Genomic DNA, 21,972 nt, shown 5'->3' with positions numbered 1-21,972 from the left:
CGAGACGCCGCGAAGTCGTGCACGGCCGATGGACGTCTCGACTTCGCTCGACGCGAACGGACGGGGCAGGTGCCCGCCCGGTGTTGGCCAGGGCATGAGTGGGGAGCCGGACAGCATGAACGCCACCGAACGACCCGTCATCGCGGCGACGACCCGGACGGCGAAGCGCCGCGGGCCGCGGCTCAGCCGCGCCGACCGCACGCCGCTCGGCCTGTGGTTCTGGGAAATCGACCGGGTGCTGCTGCTCCTCGTCTCGATGCTGGTCGCGGTCGGGCTGGTCGCCGTCGCCGCCGCTTCGCCGGTCGCGGCGCAGAAACTGTCGACGACGACCGCCAGCCTCGATCCGCTCTATTATTTCTACCGCCAGCTGATGTGGGTGATCGTCGGCGTGCCGGTGATGCTCGCGGTGTCGATGCTGCCCAAGCCGCAGGCGCGGCGCTTCGCCATCTACGGCACGCTGACCTTCCTGATCCTGCTGTTCCTGGTGCCTCTGATCGGCGCCTCGGTGAACGGGGCGCAGCGCTGGCTCGGCAGCGGCATGTTCCGGCTGCAACCATCGGAATTCCTCAAGCCCTTCTTCGCGGTGTCGCTCGCGTGGATCCTGTCGCTGCGGCTCCACGACCAAAGCCTGCCGGTCGTGCCGCTCTCCTTCGTCCTGACCGGCATCATCGGGGTGCTGCTGATGGGACAGCCCGACCTGGGGCAGACGATCATCTTCATCGGTACCTGGCTGGTGCTGGTGATGGTCGCGGGGCTTTCGATGCGGATCATCGTGCTGCTCGCCACCGGCGGGCTCGCAGGGCTGGTCGTCGCCTATTTCACCTATTCGGTCGCGACCCAGCGCATCAACAGCTGGCTGTTCGGCGAAGGCGACAGCTTTCAGGAGGACAAGGCGCATGCGACGATCACCGCCGGCGGGCTGATCGGCACCGGCCCCGGCGCCGGGCTCGCCAAGTTCAAGCTGCCAGAGGCGCACACCGACTATATCTTCTCGGTGATCGGCGAGGAATTCGGGTTGATCGCGTGCCTTGCCATCGTCGTCCTCTATCTCGCGATCATCGTCCGCGTCCTCGTCCGCCTGCTCGACGAAGAGGACAGCTTCCTGATCCTCGCCGTCGCCGGCCTGATCGCGCAGTTCGGGGGGCAGGCGACGATCAACATGGCGGTGAACACCCAGCTTTTCCCGTCGAAGGGGATGACGCTGCCCTTCATCAGCTATGGCGGTTCCTCCTTCATCGCGCTGTCGATCGGCATGGGTTTGCTCTTGTCGCTGACCCGGCGGAACCCCTATGCCGCGCGGGTGTCCCTGACCCGCAACTGGAACAAGAAATGATCGCCCGCCGATGACCGCGACCCGCCACTTCCTCCTCGCCGCCGGCGCGGGCGAACTGATCGCGCGCGGGCACCGCGTGGCGCTGGTCAGCGACGACCGCGGCCTCAGGATTCCGGGCGCGCCCGCCAAACTCGAAACGCATGTGCTGCCCGCCGGCCGCGTCCACGGCGGCCCCGTCGGCTGGGTCAAGGCGGCGCTGGCGATCCGCAAGGGGCGCCGGCAGGCGATCGAACTGATCGGCGAATTCGACCCGGCCGTCGTCGTCGGCTTCGGCGGCTATCCCTCGCTGCCCAGCCTGCTCGCCGCGGGGGCGACGCGGCGGCCGCGCGTGATCCACGAACAGAATGCGGTGCTCGGCCGCGTCAACCGGCTGATGGCGCCGCGCGTCGACGCGGTGGCCGTCGCCTACCGCAACATCCACCGCTTCCCCGAAAAGCAGGCGATGAAGCGCCACCTCACCGGCAATCCGGTACGCGAGGAGATCGTCGCGATCCGCGAGGAAGGCTTCCCGCCGCTGCCCGAGGACGGCATCGTCCGCCTGCTCGTCGTCGGCGGCAGCCTCGGCGCCACGGTGCTGAGCGAGGTCGTGCCCGCCGCGATCGCGATGCTGCCCCCCGCGTTGCTCGAACGGCTCCAGGTCGTGCAGCAGGCGCGCGAGGCGGATATCGAGGGCGTGCGCGCCCGCTATGCCGAACTCGGCGTCGCGGCCGAATGCGCGCCCTATATCGCCGACCTGCCCGAACGGCTGCGCTGGGCGCATCTGTTCATCGGCCGCGCCGGCGCCTCGACCGTCGCCGAACTGGCCTGCGCGGGCCGCCCGGCGATCTTCGTCCCCTATCCGCACGCGATGGACGATCACCAGCGCTGGAACGTCGTCGACCTGGTCGAGGCGGGGGGCGCTATCGCCTTCGCGCAGCAGGATTTCACCCCCGCCGCGGTCGCCAAGCATATCCAGCGCATGGCGCTCGAACCCGGCGCGCTCGAAGCGGCGGCCGAACATGCGGTGGGCTGCGGCCTGCCTGACGCGACGCGTGACCTCGCCGACCTCGTCGAATCCTTCGCGCCGCCGCCGCTGATGGACGTGATCCGCGTCGGCGCCAGCGCCCAGCGCGCACCGGCAAGCGGCGTCGCCGCGGCGCGGGAGGCGAACTGATGCGCGGCGTCGCGACCGATATCGGCATCATCCACTTCATCGGCATCGGCGGCATCGGCATGTCGGGGATCGCCGAGGTGATGCACAACCTCGGCTATCAGGTGCAGGGCAGCGACATCGCCGAATCCTATGTCGTCGAGGGGCTGCGCAAGCGCGGGATCAAGGTGGCGATCGGCCACGCCCCCGAAAATGTCGAGGGGGTCGCGGTCGTCGTCACCTCGACCGCGGTCCAGCGCGGCAATCCGGAGGTCGAGGCGGCGCTCGCGCAGCGCGTGCCGATCGTCCGCCGCGCCGAGATGCTTGCCGAACTGATGCGGCTCAAATCGACCGTCGCCATCGCCGGGACGCACGGCAAGACGACGACCACCAGTCTCGTCGCCGCGCTGCTCGATGCGGGCGGGATCGACCCGACGGTCATCAACGGCGGCATCATCAACAGCTATGGCTCGAACGCACGGCTCGGCGCGTCCGACTGGATGGTGGTCGAGGCCGACGAGAGCGACGGCAGCTTCCTGCGCCTCGACGGGACGATCGCGGTCGTCACCAACATCGACCCCGAACATCTCGACCACTACGGCAGCTTCGACGCGATCAAGGCGGCTTTCGTCGAGTTCATCGAGAATGTGCCCTTCTACGGCGCCGCGATGCTCTGCCTCGACCATCCGGAGGTGCAGGCGATCATCCCGCGCATCCGCGACCGCCGCATCGTCACCTACGGCTTCTCCGCGCAGGCCGACGTGCGCGGCACCAATGTGACGCCGGGACCCGACGGCAACCGCTTCGACGTCGTGGTGCGGGACCGCGACGGGGGCAGCCGGACGATCGAGGGCATCCACCTGCCGATGGCGGGCCGCCACAATGTCCAGAACGCGCTCGCGGCGGTCGCGGTGGCGCTGCACATGGGCGTGCCCGATGCGCGCATCGTGTCGGGCTTCGAGGGGTTCGCGGGGGTCAAGCGCCGCTTCACCCGCGTCGGTGAGATCGCCGCTGACGGCGGCGCCGTGACGGTGATCGACGATTACGGCCACCACCCGGTCGAGATCCGCGCCGTGCTCGCCGCCGCGCGCGAGGGCGCGGGGATGGGGCGCGTCGTCGCGGTGGTCCAGCCGCACCGATTTACACGTCTTCGCGACCATATGGACGAGTTCCAGCAGGCGTTCAACGACGCCGACATCGTCTATGCGCTGCCGGTCTACGCGGCGGGCGAAGCGCCGATCGAGGGGGTGACGTCGGCGGCGCTCGTCGAGGGGCTGCGCGACCGCGGCCACCGCGACGTCGCCTTCGTCCCCGACGCCGCGGCGCTCGCCGCGACGGTCGCCGGGGCGATCGCGGCGGGGCAGATCGGCGCCGGCGACCGGATCATCTGCCTCGGCGCGGGCGACATCACGAAGATCGCGGCAGGACTGGCGGCGGCGGTGGAGGGGCAGGCATGACGTCCGATCCCAAAGCCGTTCGTCCTGAGCCTGTCGAAGGACAGTCCTTTTCTCGTGCGGAGGAAAAAGGGAAGATCGGCCCTTCGACAGGCTCAGGGCAAACGGCATTTGGGAATGTCCGCGGCAAGCTCACCCCCGATGCCCCGCTGGCGCCGCTCGTCTGGTTCAAGGCGGGCGGTCCCGCCGGCTGGCTGTTCGAGCCGAAGGATGCCGACGACCTGTCCGCCTTCCTGCGGGATCTCGACCCCGCGATCCCCGTCATGGCGCTCGGACTCGGCTCGAACCTGATCGTCCGCGACGGCGGCTTCCCCGGCGTCGTCGTGCGGCTGGGCAAGGCGTTCGCGACGGTCGCGGCGGTCGATGCGACGACGCTGCGCTGCGGCGGCGGCGCCTCGGGCATCCTCGTCTCCTCGACCGCGCGCGACGCCGGCATCGCGGGGCTCGAATTCCTGCGCTCGATCCCCGGCACCGTCGGCGGCTTCGTGCGCATGAACGGCGGCGCATACGGCAGCGAGGTCAAGGACATATTGGTCGAGGCCGAGGTCGTGCTGCGCTCCGGCGAGCGCCGCACCCTGCCGCTCGCCGACCTCGGCTACAGCTATCGCCACAGCGCCTTGCCCGCGGGCGCGGTGGTGATCGGCGCGACCTTTCGCGGCCGCCCCGGCGACCCGCGGGCGATCCAGGCCGAGATGGACCGCATATCGGCGAGCCGCGAGGCGTCGCAGCCGCTGCGTTCGCGCACCGGCGGCTCGACCTTCAAGAATCCCGAGGGGCACAAGGCGTGGCAGCTCGTCGACGCGGCCGGCTGCCGCGGGCTCACGGTCGGCGGCGCGCAGGTCAGCGAAAAGCACACCAATTTCCTCATCAACACCGGCACCGCGACCAGCGCCGACATCGAGGCGCTGGGCGAAGAGGTGCGCCGCCGGGTGAAGGCGAACAGCGGCATAGACCTGCAATGGGAGATTCAGCGCGTGGGAGTGGAGACGTGAGCGTGGCAATCAAAATCCTCCCCGCTTGCGGGGAGGGGGACCGCAAAGCGGTGGAGGGGGCTGGCGTCCTCAAACAGCGTCGGCGGGCCGCGATAGCTCCCTCCGTCAGCCGCTTCGCGCCTGCCACCTCCCCGCAAGCGGGGAGGACTTTCCGATGACTCGTGGCCCCTGGCATGTCGCCGTGCTGATGGGCGGCTGGTCCGCCGAGCGCGAGGTGTCGCTGATGAGCGGCAAGGGCATCGCCGACGCGCTCGAATCGCGCGGGCACCGGGTGACGCGCATCGACATGGGCCGCGACGTCGCGCAGCGGCTGGCAGAGGCGAATCCCGACGTCGTGTTCAACGCGCTCCACGGCGTGCCGGGCGAGGACGGGACGGTGCAGGGCATGCTCGACCTGATGGGCCTGAAATACACCCACAGCGGCCTCGTCACCTCGGTGATCGCGATCGACAAGGAATTGACGAAACAGGCGCTGGTGCCGCATGGCGTTCCGATGCCGGCGGGGACCATGGTCGACAGCGAAAGCCTCTTTTCCATCGACCCGCTGCCGCGTCCCTATGTGCTGAAGCCCGTCAACGAAGGCTCGTCGGTCGGGGTCGCCATCGTCAGGGACGACAGCAATTACGGCAACCCGATCGCGCGCGACGCCGTGGGGCCGTGGCAGGCGTTCGACCGGCTGCTGGCCGAACCTTTCATCAAGGGGCGCGAACTGACCGTCGCGGTGCTGCGCGACGAAGCGCTCGGCGTCACCGAACTGCGCGTGAAATCGGGCTTCTACGATTATGACGCCAAATATACCGACGGCCTGACCCAGCATGTCTGCCCCGCCGACGTGCCCGAAGAGGTGGCGCAGCGGATGAAGGACCTGGCACTCCAGGCGCATCGCATCCTCGGCTGCAAGGGGGCGTCGCGCTCGGATTTCCGCTGGGACGACGAACATGGCCTGGCGGGCATCTATCTGCTCGAGGTCAACACCCAGCCCGGCATGACGCCGCTCAGCCTCGTGCCCGAACAGGCGCGGGCGATCGGCATCGACTATGCCGAGCTGGTCGAACGCATCGTGGAGGACGCCCTGTGAGCAGCACGCGGATCAAGCGCGCCAAGGCCCCGCCGCGCCGCCCGGTCCGGGCGCCGCGCAAGCGCAGGCGGGTCCAGACCTCGCGCCTCGACGCGATCATCAACGCGCTGCCGGTGCGGCCCGCGACGCTTCAGCGGATCGCCAACTGGACGATCGGCCTCAGCCTGTTCGCGGTCGCCGGACTTGCCGCCCATGCGACGGGGGTCACGGCAAAGGTGCAGGAGGAATGGGCGCAGGCGGTCGGCCGCGCGGGGTTCCAGGTGCGCAAGGTCGAGGTCGTCGGCGCCGACCGCATCGACCGGCTGAAAGTCTATGACATCGCGCTCGCACAGAAGGATCGCTCGATGGCGGCGGTCGATCTGGAGGGGGTGCGCCACGACCTGATGCAATATGGCTGGATCAAGGATGCGCGCGTGTCGCGGCGGCTGCCCGATACGCTGGTCGTCGATATCGTCGAGCGCTCCCCCGCCGCGATCTGGCAGAATGCGGGCCGCCTGTCGCTGATCGACGAAAAGGGCGTCGTCCTCGAACCCGTTTCGGTCGCGACCATGCCCGACCTGCCGCTGGTCATCGGCCCCAGCGCCAACCGCCGCGCGCAGGACCTCGACCGGCTGCTGGCAGAGGCGAGCAGCCTCAAGGAACTGCTGGCGGGCGCGACCTGGGTCGGCAACCGCCGCTGGGACCTGCGGTTCCGCAGCGGCGAGACGCTGTCGCTGCCCGAAGGCGAGACGGAGGCGAAGCGCGCGCTCGCCAAATTCGCGCATATGGACGGCGCCAACCGGCTGCTCGGCCGCGGCATCCTGCGCTTCGACATGCGCGATCCCAGCCGTTTCGTGCTACGCCTGCCGCACGAGGGGCAGGTGGCGCCCGCGAAGCTCGACGCCGCGCGCGCGGCCGCCGATGCCGTCGCGGCGAGCACCGCGAACGAGGGGTAGGACGATGGCGCCGCCGCGCATCGAAAAGATCATCACCGCGCTCGATGTCGGGTCGTGGAAGGTCTGCGCGCTGATCGCGGGACAGACCGCCGACGGCCAGCTGCACGTCCTCGGCACCGGACAGCGCGAGAGCCGCGGCGTCCAGCGCGGCTATGTCGCCGACATGGAGCAGACCGAGCATGTCGTGCGCGAGGCGATCGAGCAGGCCGAGCGCATCGCGGGACTCAACATCGACGATGTGTGGGTATCCTTCTCCGCCGGCTGCCTGATCAGCGACGTCGCGCCGATCGAGAGCGAACTCGGCGGCCACCGCATCGAACAGGAGGATGTCGACGACCTGCTCGCCGCGGGCCGCGCCGGCATCGACCCGGAAGGGCGGATGATCCTGCACGCGCAGCCCGCGCTCTACACGCTCGACGGGCTCGCCGGGGTCAAGAACCCGATCGGGCTCCACGCCGACCGGCTGGGGGTCGACATCCACATCATCATGGCCGACGGCGCGCCGGTGCGGAATCTGGAGGTCGCGGTGCGGCAGGCGCATCTCGACGTCAACGCCGTGGTCGCCGCGCCGATCGCGGCCGGGCTCGCCTGCCTGTCGGACGAGGAACGCGACCTCGGCGTCGCGCTCGTCGAACTCGGCGCGTCGGTGACGACCGTGTCGCTCTATGCCGGGGGGATGCTCGTCGAGATGGCGTCGCTGCCCTTCGGCGCCAGCGACATCACCGACGACATCGCCTCCGCCTTCGGCATCCGCCGCAGCCAGGCGCAGCGGCTCCAGAGCTTCTACGGCTCCGCGTCCGCCAGCCCGCGCGACAATAACGAGGTGATCGAACTCGATCCCGGCGCCCCCGCGGGCGGCGAATCGCCGCGCATCACCCGCGCGCAGCTCGTCGCGGTGATCCGCCAGCGGCTTGACACGATGATGGGGGAGATCGGCCGGACGCTCAAGGACCTGCATTTCGTCGGCCCGGTGGGCCGGCAGGTCGTGCTGGTCGGCGGCGGCGCCGACCTCAAGGGCATCGCCGACTATACCCAGAGCGCGCTCGGCCGCGCCGCGCGCATCGGACGGCCGCGCGGCTTGCACGGCCTGCCCGATGCCCACTCGGGACCGGCTTTCGCGACGCTGGCGGGTCTGGTTCTCTATGCCGCGTCGGACCCCGTCGACCTGCGCGACCTGCCGATGATGGCGCAGGATATCTATCGCCCGAAGGGCGCCGGCATCCTCCAGCGGTTGATGGCTGCGCTCAAAAGCAGCTTTTGATCGCAGCGAACGTGAAAGGTTAATTTTTTGGGTGATTCCGGCGTCACAATAGTGCAATGCGGGGACTTAAGTGCGGCCCTGTCTGTGGTAAACCTCGAACATGGCATAGACGGGTCCGCATCCTTGAATCCGGGCGGCGGGACCACCGCCCGTTGGGTCGCATGGTGAGGCTGGCGGCAGGGGTTCGCCGCTGCAGGGAGATTGTTTGATGAGCATCGATATTGGCCCGCCGCAGGTCGACGAGCTGAAGCCGCGGATCGCCGTGATCGGCGTCGGCGGCGCAGGGGGCAATGCCATCGCCAACATGATCGCGGCGCGGGTCGAGGGGGTCGATTTCATCGTCGCCAACACCGACGCGCAGGCGCTCAACGCCTCGCCGGCCGAACGGCGCATCCAGCTCGGCACCCAGATCACGCAGGGACTGGGCGCGGGCTCGCGGCCCGAGGTCGGCCGCGCGGCGGCAGAGGAAAGCATCAGCCAGGTCGAAGAGGCGCTGAACGGCGCGCACATGTGCTTCGTCGCGGCGGGCATGGGCGGCGGCACCGGCACCGGCGCCGCGCCGGTGATCGCGAAGGCGGCGCGCGACCGCGGCATCCTGACCGTCGGCGTCGTCACCAAGCCCTTCACCTTCGAAGGTCAGCGCCGCATGCGGTCGGCAGAGGCGGGCATCGCCGAGCTGCAGGAACATGTCGACACGCTGATCGTCATCCCCAACCAGAATCTCTTCCTGGTCGCGAACCCCAACACGACCTTCAAGGAAGCCTTCTCGATGGCGGACGAGGTGCTCCAGCAGGGCGTGCGCGGCATCACCGACCTGATGGTCATGCCCGGCCTGATCAACCTCGACTTCGCCGACGTGCGCAGCGTGATGCGCGAGATGGGCAAGGCGATGATGGGCACCGGCGAGGCCGAAGGCGACGGCCGCGCGCTGGAGGCGGCGCAGAAGGCGATCGCCAACCCGCTGCTCGACGGCGTGTCGATGGCGGGCGCGAAGGGCGTGATCGTGTCGATCGTCGGCGGCGAGGACATGCGCCTGATGGAAGTCGACGAGGCCGCGAACCATATCCGCGAGCTGGTCGATCCCGACGCCAACATCATCTGGGGCAGCGCCTTCAACGAAGCGCTCGAAGGCAAGATCCGCGTGTCGGTCGTCGCGACCGGCATCGACGGGACCGGCGACAGTGCGGCGGCGCCCGCGCTCGCGGCACGCAGCTTCTCCTTCCAGCCGGGCCGCGCCGCGGCGCCCGCGCCGGTGGCGGAGGAAGCGATCGAGCCGCTGGTCGAGGAACGCCCCGTCGAGGAAGCGCCCGCCGCGGAACCGGCGGTCGATGCCGACAGCGATCCGCAGCCCGGCTTTTCGATCAGCGATGCACCGGCGGCCGAAACCGCGCCGGCCTCTGCGCCCGCGCCGGCCGAGGAAGAGCCGATGGAGCTTTCGCAGGTTGCCGCGACCTATGACGACACCACCGGCGAACTGGTGCTCGGCGAACCCGCCGCGACGCCTGAGGCGGATTATCGGCCCGCCCCGGCGGCGCCCGCACCCGACGCCGCACCGGCGGGCGAAAGCCCGGCGCGTCCGATCGGCGGCGGAACGCTGTTCGAGCGCATGTCGCGCCTGTCGCGCGGCGTGGCATCATCCGATGCCGATGCCGCGAAGAAGGAGGACGGGGTCGATATCCCGCGCTTCCTGGGGCGGCAGAACAACCAGTAACGGGGTTTATCGAGCGGCCGCTGCGACGGGCAGGGGCGGACCGTAGATCGGGATGACTTTGCCCATGTGGCGATCGAAATTGACGGCTGGAGCACCTTCCGGGTCGGGACGTGCACGCCGCCGCGCCACGGCTTTCGCCACGCTGCTGCTGTTGGGAACGGCGGCGGCGGGGCCGGCCATGGCGTTGCAGGCGAGCCAGCCCGACGCGGCGACCAAAGCGGCGATGGAGAAGCGGACCGCGGCGCGCACCCTGCTGTCGTCGGCGATCCCCCGCATTGCGGCGAACGGGTCCGATCCCGGTGCGCTGCTCGATGCCGGCCGCGCCTCGATCGATCTCGAGGATTATCGCGCCGCGCTCGGCTTTCTCGTCCGCGCGGAAAAGGCGAATCCGCGCGACGGGGCGGTGAAGGCGGCGCTCGGATCGACGATGGTCCGCATGGAGAATCCGACCCGCGCGCTCGACTATTTCGGGGAGGCGCAGTTGCTGGGCGCGCCCGAACGCCTGTTCCTCGCTGATCGCGGGCTCGCGCGCGACCTGCTCGGCCAGCAGGATGCGGCGCAGCGCGACTATCAACTCGCGCTGTCGCTCGGCCCGAATGAAGAGGTCACGCGCCGCTATGCGCTGTCGCTGGGGATCAGCGGCGATCCCGACCGGGCGGTGGAGATGCTGACGCCGCAACTGCGCGCGCAGGACCGCGGCGCCTGGCGGGTCCGCGCGATGATCCTCGCAATGAACGGCCGCGACAAGGAAGCGACCGACATCGTCAACGCGACGATGCCGCCACAACTCGCGCAAAACATCCTCCCCTACCTAACCCAACTCGACCGGCTCAACCCTGCGCAGCAGGCGGCGGCGGCGCATTTCGGCCGCTTCCCTTCGGGCGAACTCGGTCCGCGCCGCAAGCCGGTGCAGATGGCGGCGGCGACCCCCGCGCCGACGCCTGCGCCCGTTTCGGCGCCTGTCGATGCGCGGCGCCCGGCCAGCGGCCAGCGGTCCGAACGCGGGCGTGCCAGTGCTGCCGCCCCTTCGCCCGCGCGGCGGGTTCCGGCGCTCGCCACGACGTCTCCCGACACCCGGCCGCAGCCGCGAGCCACGCCGCCGGCTACCTCCGCGGCATCGACCCCGACCCCAGCGGAACGCAAGCCCGCGCTCCCGTCCACACAGCAGGCTCCGTCGCCCGCTCCCGCGCAGTCCGTTCCGCCGCCCACGAACAGCACAGCGCCGATCGGCGTCGCGGTCAACCATGCGTCGGGGCCGGTCGGCCCCGGCTTCTCGGTCGGTGGCAGCGGTGCGCCGTCGCCGGGCGCCGCCGTTCCGTCTTCGCCATCGGCCGCGCCCGCCATCGCCGCCGCGCCGCCGCCCGATCCCGCCGCGGCCGTGGCGAAGCCGACCGCCGCGGCGCCGCTCGCATCGCTCGCCGCCATCATCGGTTCGATCGAGATTCCGCCCGAGGAACTGGCGCGGCCCGACAATGCGATCGGTGCCGACACGCTCGCGATGCTCCAGGCGGAGAAACGCAAGGCCGAGGCCGCCGAGGCCGCGAAGCGCGAGAAGGAAGAGGCGGCTGCCAAGGCAAAGGCCGAAGCCGACGCCAAGGCGAAGGAGGAAGCGGCGAAGAAAAAGGCGAACCCCGCACGCCTGTGGGTCCAGATCGCCACCGGCGCCAACGAAAAGGCGCTGGCCTTCGACTACAACCGTTTCGCGAAGAAGAACGCCGATCTCTTCAAGGGCAAGGCGGGCGCCACCGCCGAATGGGGCCGGACGCGCCGCCTGCTCGTCGGTCCCTTCGCTAGCAAGAAGGCGGCGCAGGACTGGCTCGCCGACTACAAGAAGGCGGGCGGCGACGGCTTCCTGTTCAACAGCGAGGCGGGCGAGACCGTCGATCCCGTGAAATGACGCTGGCGATGTGCGCGAGCGACCCTGCGCGCACGCGCGGCCGCCTACATGCGGAGCCGGGGCACGGCGTGCGCGGCCCGCGCGACGCCTTTCAGCGCGACCGCGACCGCGTCATCCACTCGATCGCCTTCCGCCGCCTGCGCCACAAGACGCAGGTGTTCGTCGCCCCCGACGGCGATCATTACCGCGTCCGCCTGACCCACAGCATAGAGGTGGCGCAGATCGGTCGCGGCATCGCGCGCGCGCTCGGCCTCAACGAGGATCTGACCGAGGCGCTGTGCCTCGCGCACGATATCGGGCATCCGCCTTTCGGCCATGCGGGGGAGGCCGCGCTGAAGGATGCGATGCGGGCGCACGGCGGGTTCGACCACAACGGCCACACGCTGCGCACGCTGGCGCGGATCGAATGCCCCTATCCGCGCTTCGACGGGCTCAACCTGACGTGGGAAACGCTCGAGGGACTGGCCAAGCACAACGGCCCGGTGCGCCATCCGGGATGGGCGCTGGCCGAGATCGATGCCGAATTCCCGCTCGACCTGTCCAGCCATGCCAGCCTGGAGGCGCAGGTCGCCGCGGTGGCCGACGACATCGCCTATGACAATCACGACATCGACGACGGGCTGCGCGCCGGTCTGCTGACGCTCGACCAGTTGATGGCGCAGCCCTTCGTGGCCGCCAATTATCGTGCGGTCGAGAAGCGCTTTCCCGGCGCGCCGCGCGACCGGCTGCTGCGTGAGCTGGTGCGCGACCAGATCGGGGTGATGGTCAACGACGTGATCGCCGCGACCGGGGCCAATGTCACTGCCTCCGGTGTCGCGAGCGTCGCCGAGGTCCGCGCCGCGGGCCGGACCCTCGGCGATTTCTCGGACGATCTGGCGCGGCAGGAACGCGACCTCAAGCGCTTCATGTATGCGAACCTCTACCATCACCCCTCGCAGATCGCGGCGGCAGCGGGAGCGAAGGAGGTCGTGTCGCGGCTATTCGAAGCCTATGCGGCCGATCCGCGCCTGATGGGGGAGGATTGGGGATCGCGCCTGCCCGAAGGCGACGGTGCGACGGTGCGTCATATCGGTGACTATATCGCCGGGATGACCGACCGCTTCGCCATCGACCGCTTTGCGGAGATTTTCGGCCGGGACGCGGTGCCCGAGGCGCTGGCGCACGCCTGACCGGCGCGGCGTTGGGATGAGATTCGCGTAGAGGCGCGGAGCACGCAGAGTTCTGGCTCACGCGAGGGCGCGGAGAAAGAAGAGAGGGTGCGTAAACGCATCTTCCGCTTCCTCATCCTCGCTCGGCGCCACTCCCCTTTGTCATTCCCGCGAAAGCGGGAATCCAGCGAAAAGAATAAACGGCGCGGCAGCGTTGGATCGCCAGCGTCGCAACTGGATCCCCGCTTTCGCGGGAACGACATGGGGAGGGGGAGGGCGCAAAATCTCTCCACGCCTCCGCGCCTCCGCGTGAATCCTCTTCCACCTCATCTCCGCGGCCTCTGCGTCTCTGCGCGAAACATACACCCGCCGCATTGCCAACCGCGCCCGCGCCGCTAAGCTTCGGCCATGGCATCCCCTGACATCTTGCTGATCGGTGCGACCGGTCTCGTCGGACGTGGGGTGGTCGCGGCGATGGACGACCGCCCGCTGACCATCCTCGCGCGGCGCGCGGTCGATGGGGCGCCGGATGGGCACGCGCTCGTCGCGCCGCTGGAACGCTGGGCCGATATCATCGCCGCCGAACGGCCGGCGACCCTGATCTGCTGCCTCGGCACGACGATCCGGCAGGCAGGATCGCAGGCGGCGTTTCGCGCGGTCGATCACGACCTGGTGCTCGCCGCGGCGCGCGGTGCGCGGCTGGGCGGCGCCCGCCAGATGATCGTCGTCAGCTCGGTCGGCGCCTCGGCGAAGAGTCGCAATTTCTACCTGCGCACCAAGGGTGAGATGGAGGCGGACTTGCGCGCGCTCGATTTCGTGCGTCTCGATATTCTTCGCCCCGGCCTGCTGACGGGCACACGCGAAGGGGCGCCACGGCTCGGCGAGGGGATCGCTATGATGGCCGCGCCTTTCACCAACGCGCTGCTCCATGGCATGCTGCGCCGCTATCGCTCGATCCCCGCGGCGACTGTCGCGCGTGCGATCGTGCGGCTTTCGGGGCAGGGGGAGTCCGGCGTGCATGTCCATGAAAACGACGCGATCCGGGCTTTGATCTGACGCGCCTCTCTTCCTCGTCACCCCTTTTCGAACGAGCCGTTCCCCGGCGAAAGCCGGGGTCCACGCGGGGCCGCGCAACCTCATCTGACCCCGGCTTCGACAGGGGCACGAACCTTGCTTGCCGGGAAGGGCATATGGGCCGATTTGATCCGGGGTGACGAGGGTGCGGAATCATGCGTCGTTCTTCGATTGACTCCGCGCGGGCGCGCAGCCAAGGCTCGCGCGTCTGTCGGCTCCCCGCAGGGGATTCGACCGGCCGCGCGGGAGAGCGCGGGGCAGGCGACTGCACCGCCACCGAAGGAGCAACCGCCCCGGAAACTCTCAGGTCAAGGGACCGCGCAGCCGGACTGGACACTCTGGAAAGCGTCGCGGCTCGCGCCCGACCACCGAAGGGGTAACTCCATGATCGCATGGAGGAAAACTCTCAGGTTCCCGTGACAGAGGGGGCATGGCGGAAACCGCGGCACCGGGCCGTGCGTTCGCCATGTCAACGCGGGAGACTGTTATGACCGACACCGAATTGCCGGCCGAGGAAGCGGTGGAAACCGCGACGCTGCCGCTCGACGCCTGGCACCGCGCGAAGGGTGCGCGAATGGTCGAATTCGCCGGCTACTGGATGCCGATCCAGTATGAAGGCATCATGGCCGAACATCTGTGGACGCGCGAGCACGCCGGCCTGTTCGACGTCAGCCACATGGGCCAGATCAGTCTGGAGGGCGAGGGCGTCGTCGTCGCGCTCGAAGCGCTCGTCCCCGGCGACATCGCGGGGCTCAAGCCCGGCCGCATGCGCTATTCGCTGCTGCTGGCGGAGGATGGCGGCATCCTCGACGACCTGATGATCACCAACGAGGGCGACCGGCTGGGCATCGTCGTCAACGGCGCGGTCAAATGGGATGACATTGCCTATCTGCGCGAGAATCTCCCCGACGCCGTGACGCTCAACCACAACGAGGATTATGGCCTGCTCGCCTTGCAGGGACCAAAGGCCGCGACGGCGCTCGCGCGGCTGGTGCCGGAAGTGACGGAGCTCGTCTTCATGCAGACGGCGCGGGCGACGTGGCAGGGGCACGCGATTGCGCTCAGCCGTTCGGGCTATACCGGCGAAGACGGCTTCGAAATCGCGCTGCCGAACGAGGCGCTCACGCCCTTCGCCGACGCGCTGTGCGCGATGGAGGAAGTGAAGCCGATCGGCCTCGGCGCGCGCGATTCGCTGCGGCTGGAGGCGGGGCTGCCGCTCTATGGCCACGATCTCGACCCGGCGACCGATCCGATCGAGGGCGATCTGGCCTTCGCGATCAGCAAACGCCGCCGCGAGGAGGCCAATTTCCCCGGTGCCGCGCGCATCCTCGGCCATCTGGCCGATGGCGCGCCGCGCAAGCGCGTCGGCCTGACGGTCGATGGAAAGCTGCCGGTGCGCGAAGGCGCGAAGCTGTTCGACGGCAATGTCGAGGTCGGCATCGTGACCTCGGGCGGCTTTGCCCCCAGCGTCGGCGCGCCGATCGCGATGGCCTATGTCCCGACAGGCCTCGCCGAACCCGGTACCGCGCTCGCGGCGGAGGTGCGCGGAAAGCGCGTGCCCGTCGTCGTCGCCGCGACCCCCTTCGTTCCGCATAACTATGTCCGCAAGCAGGGAGCCTGATCGATGCCGCGTTATTTCACCGAGGAACATGAATGGATCGACGTCGACGGCGATGTCGCGACGGTCGGCATCACCGATTTCGCGCAGGGCCAACTCGGCGATATCGTCTTCGTCGAGGTGCCCGATGCGGGCGCCGAACTGACCAAGGGCGGCGACGCCGCGGTCGTCGAATCGGTGAAGGCGGCAAGCGACGTCTATGCCCCCGTCGACGGCACCGTCACCGAAGGCAATGGCCAACTCGAGGAGGACCCGGCACTGGTCAATACCGACCCCGAGGGCGAAGGCTGGTTCTTCCGCATGACGCTCGGCGACAAGAGCCAGCTCGACGGGTTGATGGACGCCAAGGAATACAAGACCTTCTGCGATAGTCTTTAGATCGGAATCGCCCCCTCCCGCTTGCGGGAGGGGCAGCGAGACTTGCGAGCTTGCTCGCTAGTCGCAGCGGGGTGGGCCCGAACGATGGGATCACCTCTGCGGCTATGCCCACCCCCAGCCCCTCCCGCTTGCAGGAGGGGGGAGACAGTGAAATGCGCTACCTTCCGCTCACTCCCGACGACCGCAAGGAAATGCTTGCCGCAGTCGGCGCCGCGTCGATCGATGATCTGTTCGCCGACGTACCCGCCGAGGCGCGGCTTTCCGGTCCGATCCCCGGCCTGCCGATGCATGCGAGCGAACTGGCGGTCGAGCGCCAAATGGCCGCGCTGTCGCGCCAGAGCCGCGTCGCGGGCGATGGACCCTTCTTCCTCGGCGCCGGCGCCTATCGCCACCACGTCCCGGCAAGCGTCGACCATCTGATCCAGCGCGGCGAGTTCCTGACCGCCTATACGCCCTATCAGCCCGAGATTGCGCAGGGCACGCTGCAGATGCTGTTCGAATTCCAGAGCCAGGTCGCGCGGCTGTTCGGCACCGACGTAGCCAATGCATCGATGTACGACGGCTCGACCGCCTGCTGGGAAGCGATCGTGATGGCGCGGCGGATCACGCGGCGGGGCAAGGCGTTGCTCTCGACCGGCCTGCACCCCCATTACCGCAGCGTCGCGCGCACCATGGCGACCTATACGGGCGATACGCTCGTCGACGGTGACCCGACCCTCGAACCCGGAACCGACTGGGCGGCGCTCGCCGGTGCTGTCGACGGGGATACGAGCTGCGTCGTCGTCCAATATCCCGATATCCTCGGCCGCATCGACGACATGAGCGCGCTGGCGGAGGCGTGTCAGGCCGCGGGCGCGCTGCTGATCGCCGTCGTGACCGAACCCGTCGCGCTGGGGCTGATCAAGGCGCCGGGCGAGATGGGCGCCGACATCGTCGTCGGCGAGGGGCAGGCGATCGGCGTCGGGCTCCAGTTCGGCGGGCCCTATGTCGGCCTGTTCGCCTGCAAGAGCAAATATGTCCGCCAGATGCCGGGACGCCTGTGCGGCGAGACGGTCGATGCGAACGGCAAGCGCGGTTTCGTGCTGACGCTCTCGACGCGCGAGCAGCATATCCGCCGCGAAAAGGCGACGAGCAACATCTGCACCAATTCCGGTCTTTGCGCGCTGGCGTTCAGCATTCACATGACCTTGCTCGGCGAGGCGGGGTTGCGCAGGCTCGCAGCGATCAACCACCAGCGCGCGAAGGCGGCTGCGACCGAACTGGCGAAGGTGCCGGGGGTGTCGCTGCTCAACGCGGCCTTCTTCAACGAATTCACCCTCGTCCTGCCGACCGAGGCGCGGCCCGTGATCCATCGGCTTGCCGAAAAGGGCATCCTCGGCGGCGTGTCGCTCGGCCGCCTCTATCCCGACAATGATGCGCTGGCGAACGGGCTGGCGGTCGCCGTGACCGAAACCGTGACCGAGGACGATATTGCCGCCTTTGCCGCGGCGCTGAAGGAGGTGCTGGCATGACTTTCCCGCTCTCCGTTTGCCCTGAGCTTGTCGAAGGGCCGTCCTTTTTCCTGACCGCCGCAAGAAAAGAGCAGGGCTTCGACAAGCTCAGCCTGAACGGGATTTAAGATCATGGCTTTGAATCAGAGCGGCTGGCGCCCCGAAATGAACGCGGGCGGCGCCGACGACAGCACGACCTTCACCGGCAACCGCGCGCTGATGCTCGAAGAACCGCTGCTGTTCGAAATCGGTTCGACCGAAACCACCGGCGTCGACTTCGACGAAAATACCGGCGCGGCCGACCTCGGCCCGCTCGCGCGTTCGGCGCCGATCGGCCTGCCGGGGCTCAGCGAATCCGAGACGGTGCGCCATTATACGCGCCTGTCGCGCCAGAATTATGCGATCGACCTCGGCCTCTTCCCGCTCGGAAGCTGCACGATGAAGCACAATCCGCGCCTCAATGAAAAGGTCGCGCGGATGCCCGGCTTCGCCGACGTCCACCCGCTCCAGCCGCAAGAAACGGTGCAGGGCGCCTATGCGGTGATCCACGAACTCGCCGAATGGCTGGTGACGCTGACGGGTATGCACGCGGTCGCCATGTCGCCCAAGGCGGGCGCGCACGGCGAACTGTGCGGTGTCCTGTGCATCAAGGCGGCGCTCGCGGCGCGCGGCGAGGACCGGCGCGTTCTGCTCGTCCCCGAAAGCGCGCACGGCACCAATCCCGCGACCGCCGCCTTTGCGGGCTTCACGGTCGAGGATATTCCGGCGAACGCGGAGGGTCGCGTCGATCTGGCGGCGCTCGAGGCGCGGCTGGGTCCCGACGTCGCCGGGGTGATGATCACCAATCCGAACACCTGCGGGCTGTTCGAGCGCGACCTGAAGGCCATTTCCGACGCGGTTCACGCCGCCGGGGGCTATGTCTATTGCGACGGCGCGAATTTCAACGCGATCGTCGGTCGCGTGCGGCCCGGCGACCTGGGGGTCGATGCAATGCACATCAACCTCCACAAGACCTTCTCGACCCCGCACGGCGGCGGCGGGCCGGGGTCGGGGCCGGTGGTGCTGTCGGCGGCGCTGGCGCCCTTCGCCCCGCTGCCCTTCGTGACGAAGGACGGCGACCGCTTTCGCCTGATCGAGGAGGAAAATGCGGGCGAGGCGCATCCCGACAGCTTCGGCCGCATGACCGCCTTCCACGGCCAGATGGGCATGTTCACCCGCGCCCTCGCCTATATCCTCAGCCACGGCGCCGATGGGCTCAAGCAGGTGTCCGAAGATGCGGTGATCAACGCAAATTACGTCCTGCGCAGCCTCGAAGATGTCCTCGAAGCGCCTTTTGCGGCGTCGGGCCCGTGCATGCACGAGGCGCTGTTCAGCGACAAGGGACTGGCCGAAGGCTTCTCGACGCTCGATATCGCCAAGGGGCTGATCGACGAGGGCTATCATCCGATGACGGTCTATTTCCCGCTCGTCGTTCACGGCGCGATGCTGATCGAGCCGACCGAGACCGAGAGCAAGACGGTGCTCGACCAGTTCATCGGCGCGCTGCGCAGCATTGCGCTGCGTGCGAAGAACGGCGATCCGGCGCTCAAGTCGGCCCCGCATTTCGCTCCGCGCGCCCGGCTCGACGAGACGCTCGCGGCGCGCAAGCCGGTGCTGCGCTGGGAGGGGTGATGACCGAAGCGGGAGGAGGATCGCGATGAGCTGGGACAGCCTGTTTCTGCTGGCCAATTACTGGGCGATAGCCGGGTGGCTGGTGCTGGCCTTCGCGCCGCGCAGCCCGTGGATCCTGTCGCTGATCCTCTATGCGGGGGTGGCGCTGCTCTGCCTGCTCTATGTCGTGCTGATCGGCGGGTTCCTGAGCGGCGGGATCGATTCGGGCGGGACGGGCGGCGGCGACTTCACCTCGCTGGCCGGGGTGATGAAGCTGTTCGAGACGCCGGGTGGGGCGACGCTGGGGTGGGTGCATTATCTGGCGTTCGACCTGTTCGCCGGGCTGTGGATCGCCCGCGACGCCGACGGCAAGGGTTTCGGCCGCATCGTCCAGTTTCCTTTCCTGCTGCTGACGCTGCTCGCGGGACCGGTCGGCCTGTTCCTGTGGCTGGTCTGGCGCGAACGCCGCGCGCGGGCCGGAGCGCGGATTCGGTCGCAGTGACGCCGAAGCCCTGGCTGTCGGCCGATAGAGGCGGCGGCGAGAAACGCCACGCCCCCGCGACGCTGCGCAACCGCGAAGCGATTGCCGCGGTGCTTGCCGACTGGCTTCCCGCAACTGGCACGGTGCTCGAAATCGCGAGCGGATCGGGCGAGCATGCCGTCCATTTCGCCGTCGCCTTTCCGGCGCTGACATGGCAGCCAAGCGACCCCGATCCCGACGCGTTGACCTCGATAGTCGCGTGGAGCGGGGAGGCGGCGGCCGCGAACATCCTGCTGCCGCTGCAGCTCGATGCCGCCACGCCCGATTGGCCAGTCGCTCGCGCCGCCGCGATTCTATGCATCAACATGGTGCATATCAGCCCGTGGGAGGCGACGCTGGGCCTGTTCGCGGGCGCGGCGCGGCTGCTGTCGCCGGGCGCGCCGCTGATCCTCTATGGCCCCTATGTCGAGGCCGACGTGCCGACGGCCGAGAGCAACCGCGCGTTCGATGCCAGCCTTCGCGCCCGCAACCCTGCCTGGGGTCTGCGCGACACGGCGTCGGTCGCGGCGGCGGCGGAGCAGGCGGGCTTCAGCCTGGCTGCGCGCCGCGCGATGCCGGCGAACAACCTGATGCTGCTGTTCTGCCGCCGCTGACTCACCCTGTCACATCTGCGCGCTTTTCCCTTGCGCGCAGAGCCGCTAGCCTTGCCCTCGATTGCAAAAAGCAACGCGATTCGAGGAGAGAGAACCGATGGTCGATATTACGGACCTGGTGACGTTCGACGAATTCATCACGCATTGGGCCGCCGACCGGCCCGACCGGATCGCGATGCGCGAGGAAGATCGCGTCTTCTCCTATGCCGAACTGGAAGAGCGTACCGCGCGGGTCGCGACGGCGCTCGCCGAGGCGGGGCTGCAAAAGGGCGATCGCATCGCGTGGATCGGCAAGAACAGCGATCTGTATTTTACCCTCTTTTTCGGCGCGGCGCGCGCCGGCATCGTGATGGCGCCGATCGGCTGGCGCCTGTCGCCCACCGAATGGGCGTTCATCGTCAATGATACGAAGGCGAAGATCGTTTTCACCGGTCCGGGGTTCGATGCGGTGGCCGACCAACTCGCCGGCAAGCTTGACCATGGCCCGCGGATCGGCGGCGCCGACGCGACTCGCGCGCTGATCGACGCGACGCCGCGTGGGGCCTTCATGCCGTCGGGTCCCGACGATGCGGTGCTGCAACTCTATACCTCGGGTACCACCGGCCATCCCAAGGGCGCGGTGCTGTCGAACCGCAACCTCTTTGCGCTGCGCAAGAATTCGGCCGATCTCGACCTTCCCTACACCAAGTGGGAGGATGACGAGGCGGTGCTTGTCGCCATGCCGTGCGCGCATATCGGCGGCACCGGGCTCGGCATCATGGCGCTCGCCGCAGGGCTGCCCGGCGTGATCCTTGCCGAATTCAATCCCGAAGGCGTGTTCGACGCGGTCGAGCAGCACGGCGTGACGCGCTTCTTCATCGTGCCCGCCGCGTTGCAGATGCTGCTGATGCATCCGCGGTGCGCTAGCGTCGATTACAGTCGGCTCAAATATATCCTGTACGGCGCCGCGCCGATCCCGCTCGAACTGCTGCGCCAATGCATCCGGATGTTCGGCGCCGAGTTCATCCAGGCCTATGGTATGACCGAGACGACCGGGACGATCTGCATGCTGCCACCGGAGGATCACGATCCCGAAGGCAATGAACGGATGCGATCGGCGGGCAAGCCGCTGCCCGGGGTCGAAATCCGCATCGTCGGCGCCGACGGCCGCGACGTGTCGACCGGCGAGGTGGGAGAGGTCGTCACCCGATCTTCGAACAACATGCTCGGCTACTGGAACCTGCCCGAGGCGACCGCGAAGACGATGACCGACGATGGCTGGATCCACACTGGCGACGCCGGATATATGGACGCGGACGGCTATCTCTATATCCACGACCGGGTGAAGGATATGATCATCTCGGGCGGCGAAAACGTCTATCCGGCCGAAGTGGAAAGCGCGATCTACGGCCATCCCGCGGTGCAGGAGGTCGCGGTGATCGGCGTGCCCGACGCCAAATGGGGAGAGACGGTCAAGGCCGTCTGCGTGCCGAAGCCGGGAATGACGATCGACGAGGCCGACGTCATCGCCTGGGCGCGCGAGCGCATCGCCGCGTTCAAGGCCCCGCGCAGCATCGACGTGATCGAGGCGCTGCCGCGCAACGCCAGCGGCAAGATCCTGCGCAAGGACCTGCGCGCGCCCTATTGGGAAGGTTATGAGCGGATGGTGAATTAGGGGAGAGTCGACGGATTCCGCGCTCGTCGAAATGGT

Annotated in this window: 18 protein-coding genes and 2 riboswitches; all 18 genes read left to right on the top strand. The window is 68.7% G+C overall.

What is annotated here, in order from left to right:
* The first annotated feature begins 115 nt into the window (after positions 1–115).
* Positions 116–1,333, top strand: coding sequence for an FtsW/RodA/SpoVE family cell cycle protein (locus ABS88_RS16110; protein ID WP_104959451.1), 1,218 nt, complete (start codon positions 116–118; stop codon positions 1,331–1,333).
* A gap of 10 nt (positions 1,334–1,343) precedes the next feature.
* A complete protein-coding gene (locus ABS88_RS16105; protein WP_286750133.1) occupies positions 1,344–2,486 on the top strand; it encodes a UDP-N-acetylglucosamine--N-acetylmuramyl-(pentapeptide) pyrophosphoryl-undecaprenol N-acetylglucosamine transferase in 1,143 nt (380 codons plus the stop codon).
* Positions 2,486–3,919, top strand: coding sequence for a UDP-N-acetylmuramate--L-alanine ligase (murC, locus tag ABS88_RS16100; protein WP_104959452.1), 1,434 nt, complete (start codon positions 2,486–2,488; stop codon positions 3,917–3,919). The genes ABS88_RS16105 and murC overlap by 1 nt, the downstream gene beginning before the upstream one ends.
* Positions 3,916–4,908, top strand: coding sequence for a UDP-N-acetylmuramate dehydrogenase (gene murB, locus ABS88_RS16095; RefSeq protein WP_234002595.1), 993 nt, complete (start codon positions 3,916–3,918; stop codon positions 4,906–4,908). Before murC ends, murB begins: the two co-directional genes overlap by 4 nt.
* Before the next feature lie 154 nt (positions 4,909–5,062).
* On the top strand, positions 5,063–5,986 hold the full coding sequence (locus tag ABS88_RS16090) for a D-alanine--D-alanine ligase (RefSeq protein ID WP_076074605.1): 924 nt from the start codon (positions 5,063–5,065) through the stop codon (positions 5,984–5,986).
* A complete protein-coding gene (locus tag ABS88_RS16085) occupies positions 5,983–6,921 on the top strand; it encodes a cell division protein FtsQ/DivIB (protein ID WP_067113106.1) in 939 nt (312 codons plus the stop codon). The genes ABS88_RS16090 and ABS88_RS16085 overlap by 4 nt, the downstream gene beginning before the upstream one ends.
* Positions 6,922–6,925: 4 nt before the next feature.
* Positions 6,926–8,182, top strand: coding sequence for a cell division protein FtsA (ftsA, locus tag ABS88_RS16080; protein ID WP_067113103.1), 1,257 nt, complete (start codon positions 6,926–6,928; stop codon positions 8,180–8,182).
* 208 nt (positions 8,183–8,390) lie between these two features.
* Positions 8,391–9,893: a cell division protein FtsZ gene (gene ftsZ / locus ABS88_RS16075; RefSeq protein ID WP_286750132.1), complete on the top strand. Its 1,503-nt coding sequence runs from the start codon at positions 8,391–8,393 to the stop codon at positions 9,891–9,893.
* A gap of 79 nt (positions 9,894–9,972) precedes the next feature.
* Positions 9,973–11,790 carry an SPOR domain-containing protein gene (locus ABS88_RS16070; protein ID WP_244857934.1) on the top strand — a complete coding sequence of 606 codons (1,818 nt, stop codon included), beginning with the start codon at positions 9,973–9,975 and terminating at the stop codon, positions 11,788–11,790.
* Entirely contained in the window at positions 11,787–12,959 is a 1,173-nt protein-coding gene (locus tag ABS88_RS16065; protein WP_076074613.1) for a deoxyguanosinetriphosphate triphosphohydrolase, read from the top strand. Before ABS88_RS16070 ends, ABS88_RS16065 begins: the two co-directional genes overlap by 4 nt.
* A 387-nt stretch (positions 12,960–13,346) precedes the next feature.
* Positions 13,347–13,994 (top strand): Rossmann-fold NAD(P)-binding domain-containing protein, encoded by a 648-nt coding sequence (locus tag ABS88_RS16060; RefSeq protein WP_076074618.1) that lies wholly within the window; start codon positions 13,347–13,349, stop codon positions 13,992–13,994.
* Positions 13,995–14,245: 251 nt separating this feature from the next.
* Positions 14,246–14,341, top strand: a riboswitch (glycine riboswitch).
* Positions 14,342–14,445, top strand: a riboswitch (glycine riboswitch).
* A 54-nt stretch (positions 14,446–14,499) separates the two neighbouring features.
* The gene (gcvT, locus tag ABS88_RS16055; protein WP_076074621.1) at positions 14,500–15,633 is read left to right on the top strand and encodes a glycine cleavage system aminomethyltransferase GcvT; all 1,134 of its coding nucleotides are present in this window, start codon (positions 14,500–14,502) and stop codon (positions 15,631–15,633) included.
* 3 nt (positions 15,634–15,636) lie between these two features.
* Positions 15,637–16,008 carry a glycine cleavage system protein GcvH gene (gcvH, locus tag ABS88_RS16050; protein ID WP_067105834.1) on the top strand — a complete coding sequence of 124 codons (372 nt, stop codon included), beginning with the start codon at positions 15,637–15,639 and terminating at the stop codon, positions 16,006–16,008.
* 152 nt (positions 16,009–16,160) lie between these two features.
* Positions 16,161–17,519, top strand: coding sequence for an aminomethyl-transferring glycine dehydrogenase subunit GcvPA (gcvPA, locus tag ABS88_RS16045; protein WP_076074624.1), 1,359 nt, complete (start codon positions 16,161–16,163; stop codon positions 17,517–17,519).
* Between the two features lie 144 nt (positions 17,520–17,663).
* The gene (gene gcvPB, locus ABS88_RS16040) at positions 17,664–19,169 is read left to right on the top strand and encodes an aminomethyl-transferring glycine dehydrogenase subunit GcvPB (protein ID WP_234002658.1); all 1,506 of its coding nucleotides are present in this window, start codon (positions 17,664–17,666) and stop codon (positions 19,167–19,169) included.
* A gap of 25 nt (positions 19,170–19,194) precedes the next feature.
* Positions 19,195–19,650, top strand: coding sequence for an ABA4-like family protein (locus ABS88_RS16035; RefSeq protein WP_104959454.1), 456 nt, complete (start codon positions 19,195–19,197; stop codon positions 19,648–19,650).
* A complete protein-coding gene (locus tag ABS88_RS16030; protein WP_104959455.1) occupies positions 19,647–20,282 on the top strand; it encodes a DUF938 domain-containing protein in 636 nt (211 codons plus the stop codon). The genes ABS88_RS16035 and ABS88_RS16030 overlap by 4 nt, the downstream gene beginning before the upstream one ends.
* 97 nt (positions 20,283–20,379) lie before the next feature.
* A complete protein-coding gene (locus ABS88_RS16025; protein ID WP_104959456.1) occupies positions 20,380–21,936 on the top strand; it encodes a fatty acid--CoA ligase in 1,557 nt (518 codons plus the stop codon).
* The last annotated feature ends 36 nt before the right edge of the window (positions 21,937–21,972 follow it).

The sequence above is a fragment of the Sphingopyxis sp. SCN 67-31 genome, assembly GCF_001725095.1.
This window is presented reverse-complemented; position numbering and strand designations above follow the sequence as displayed.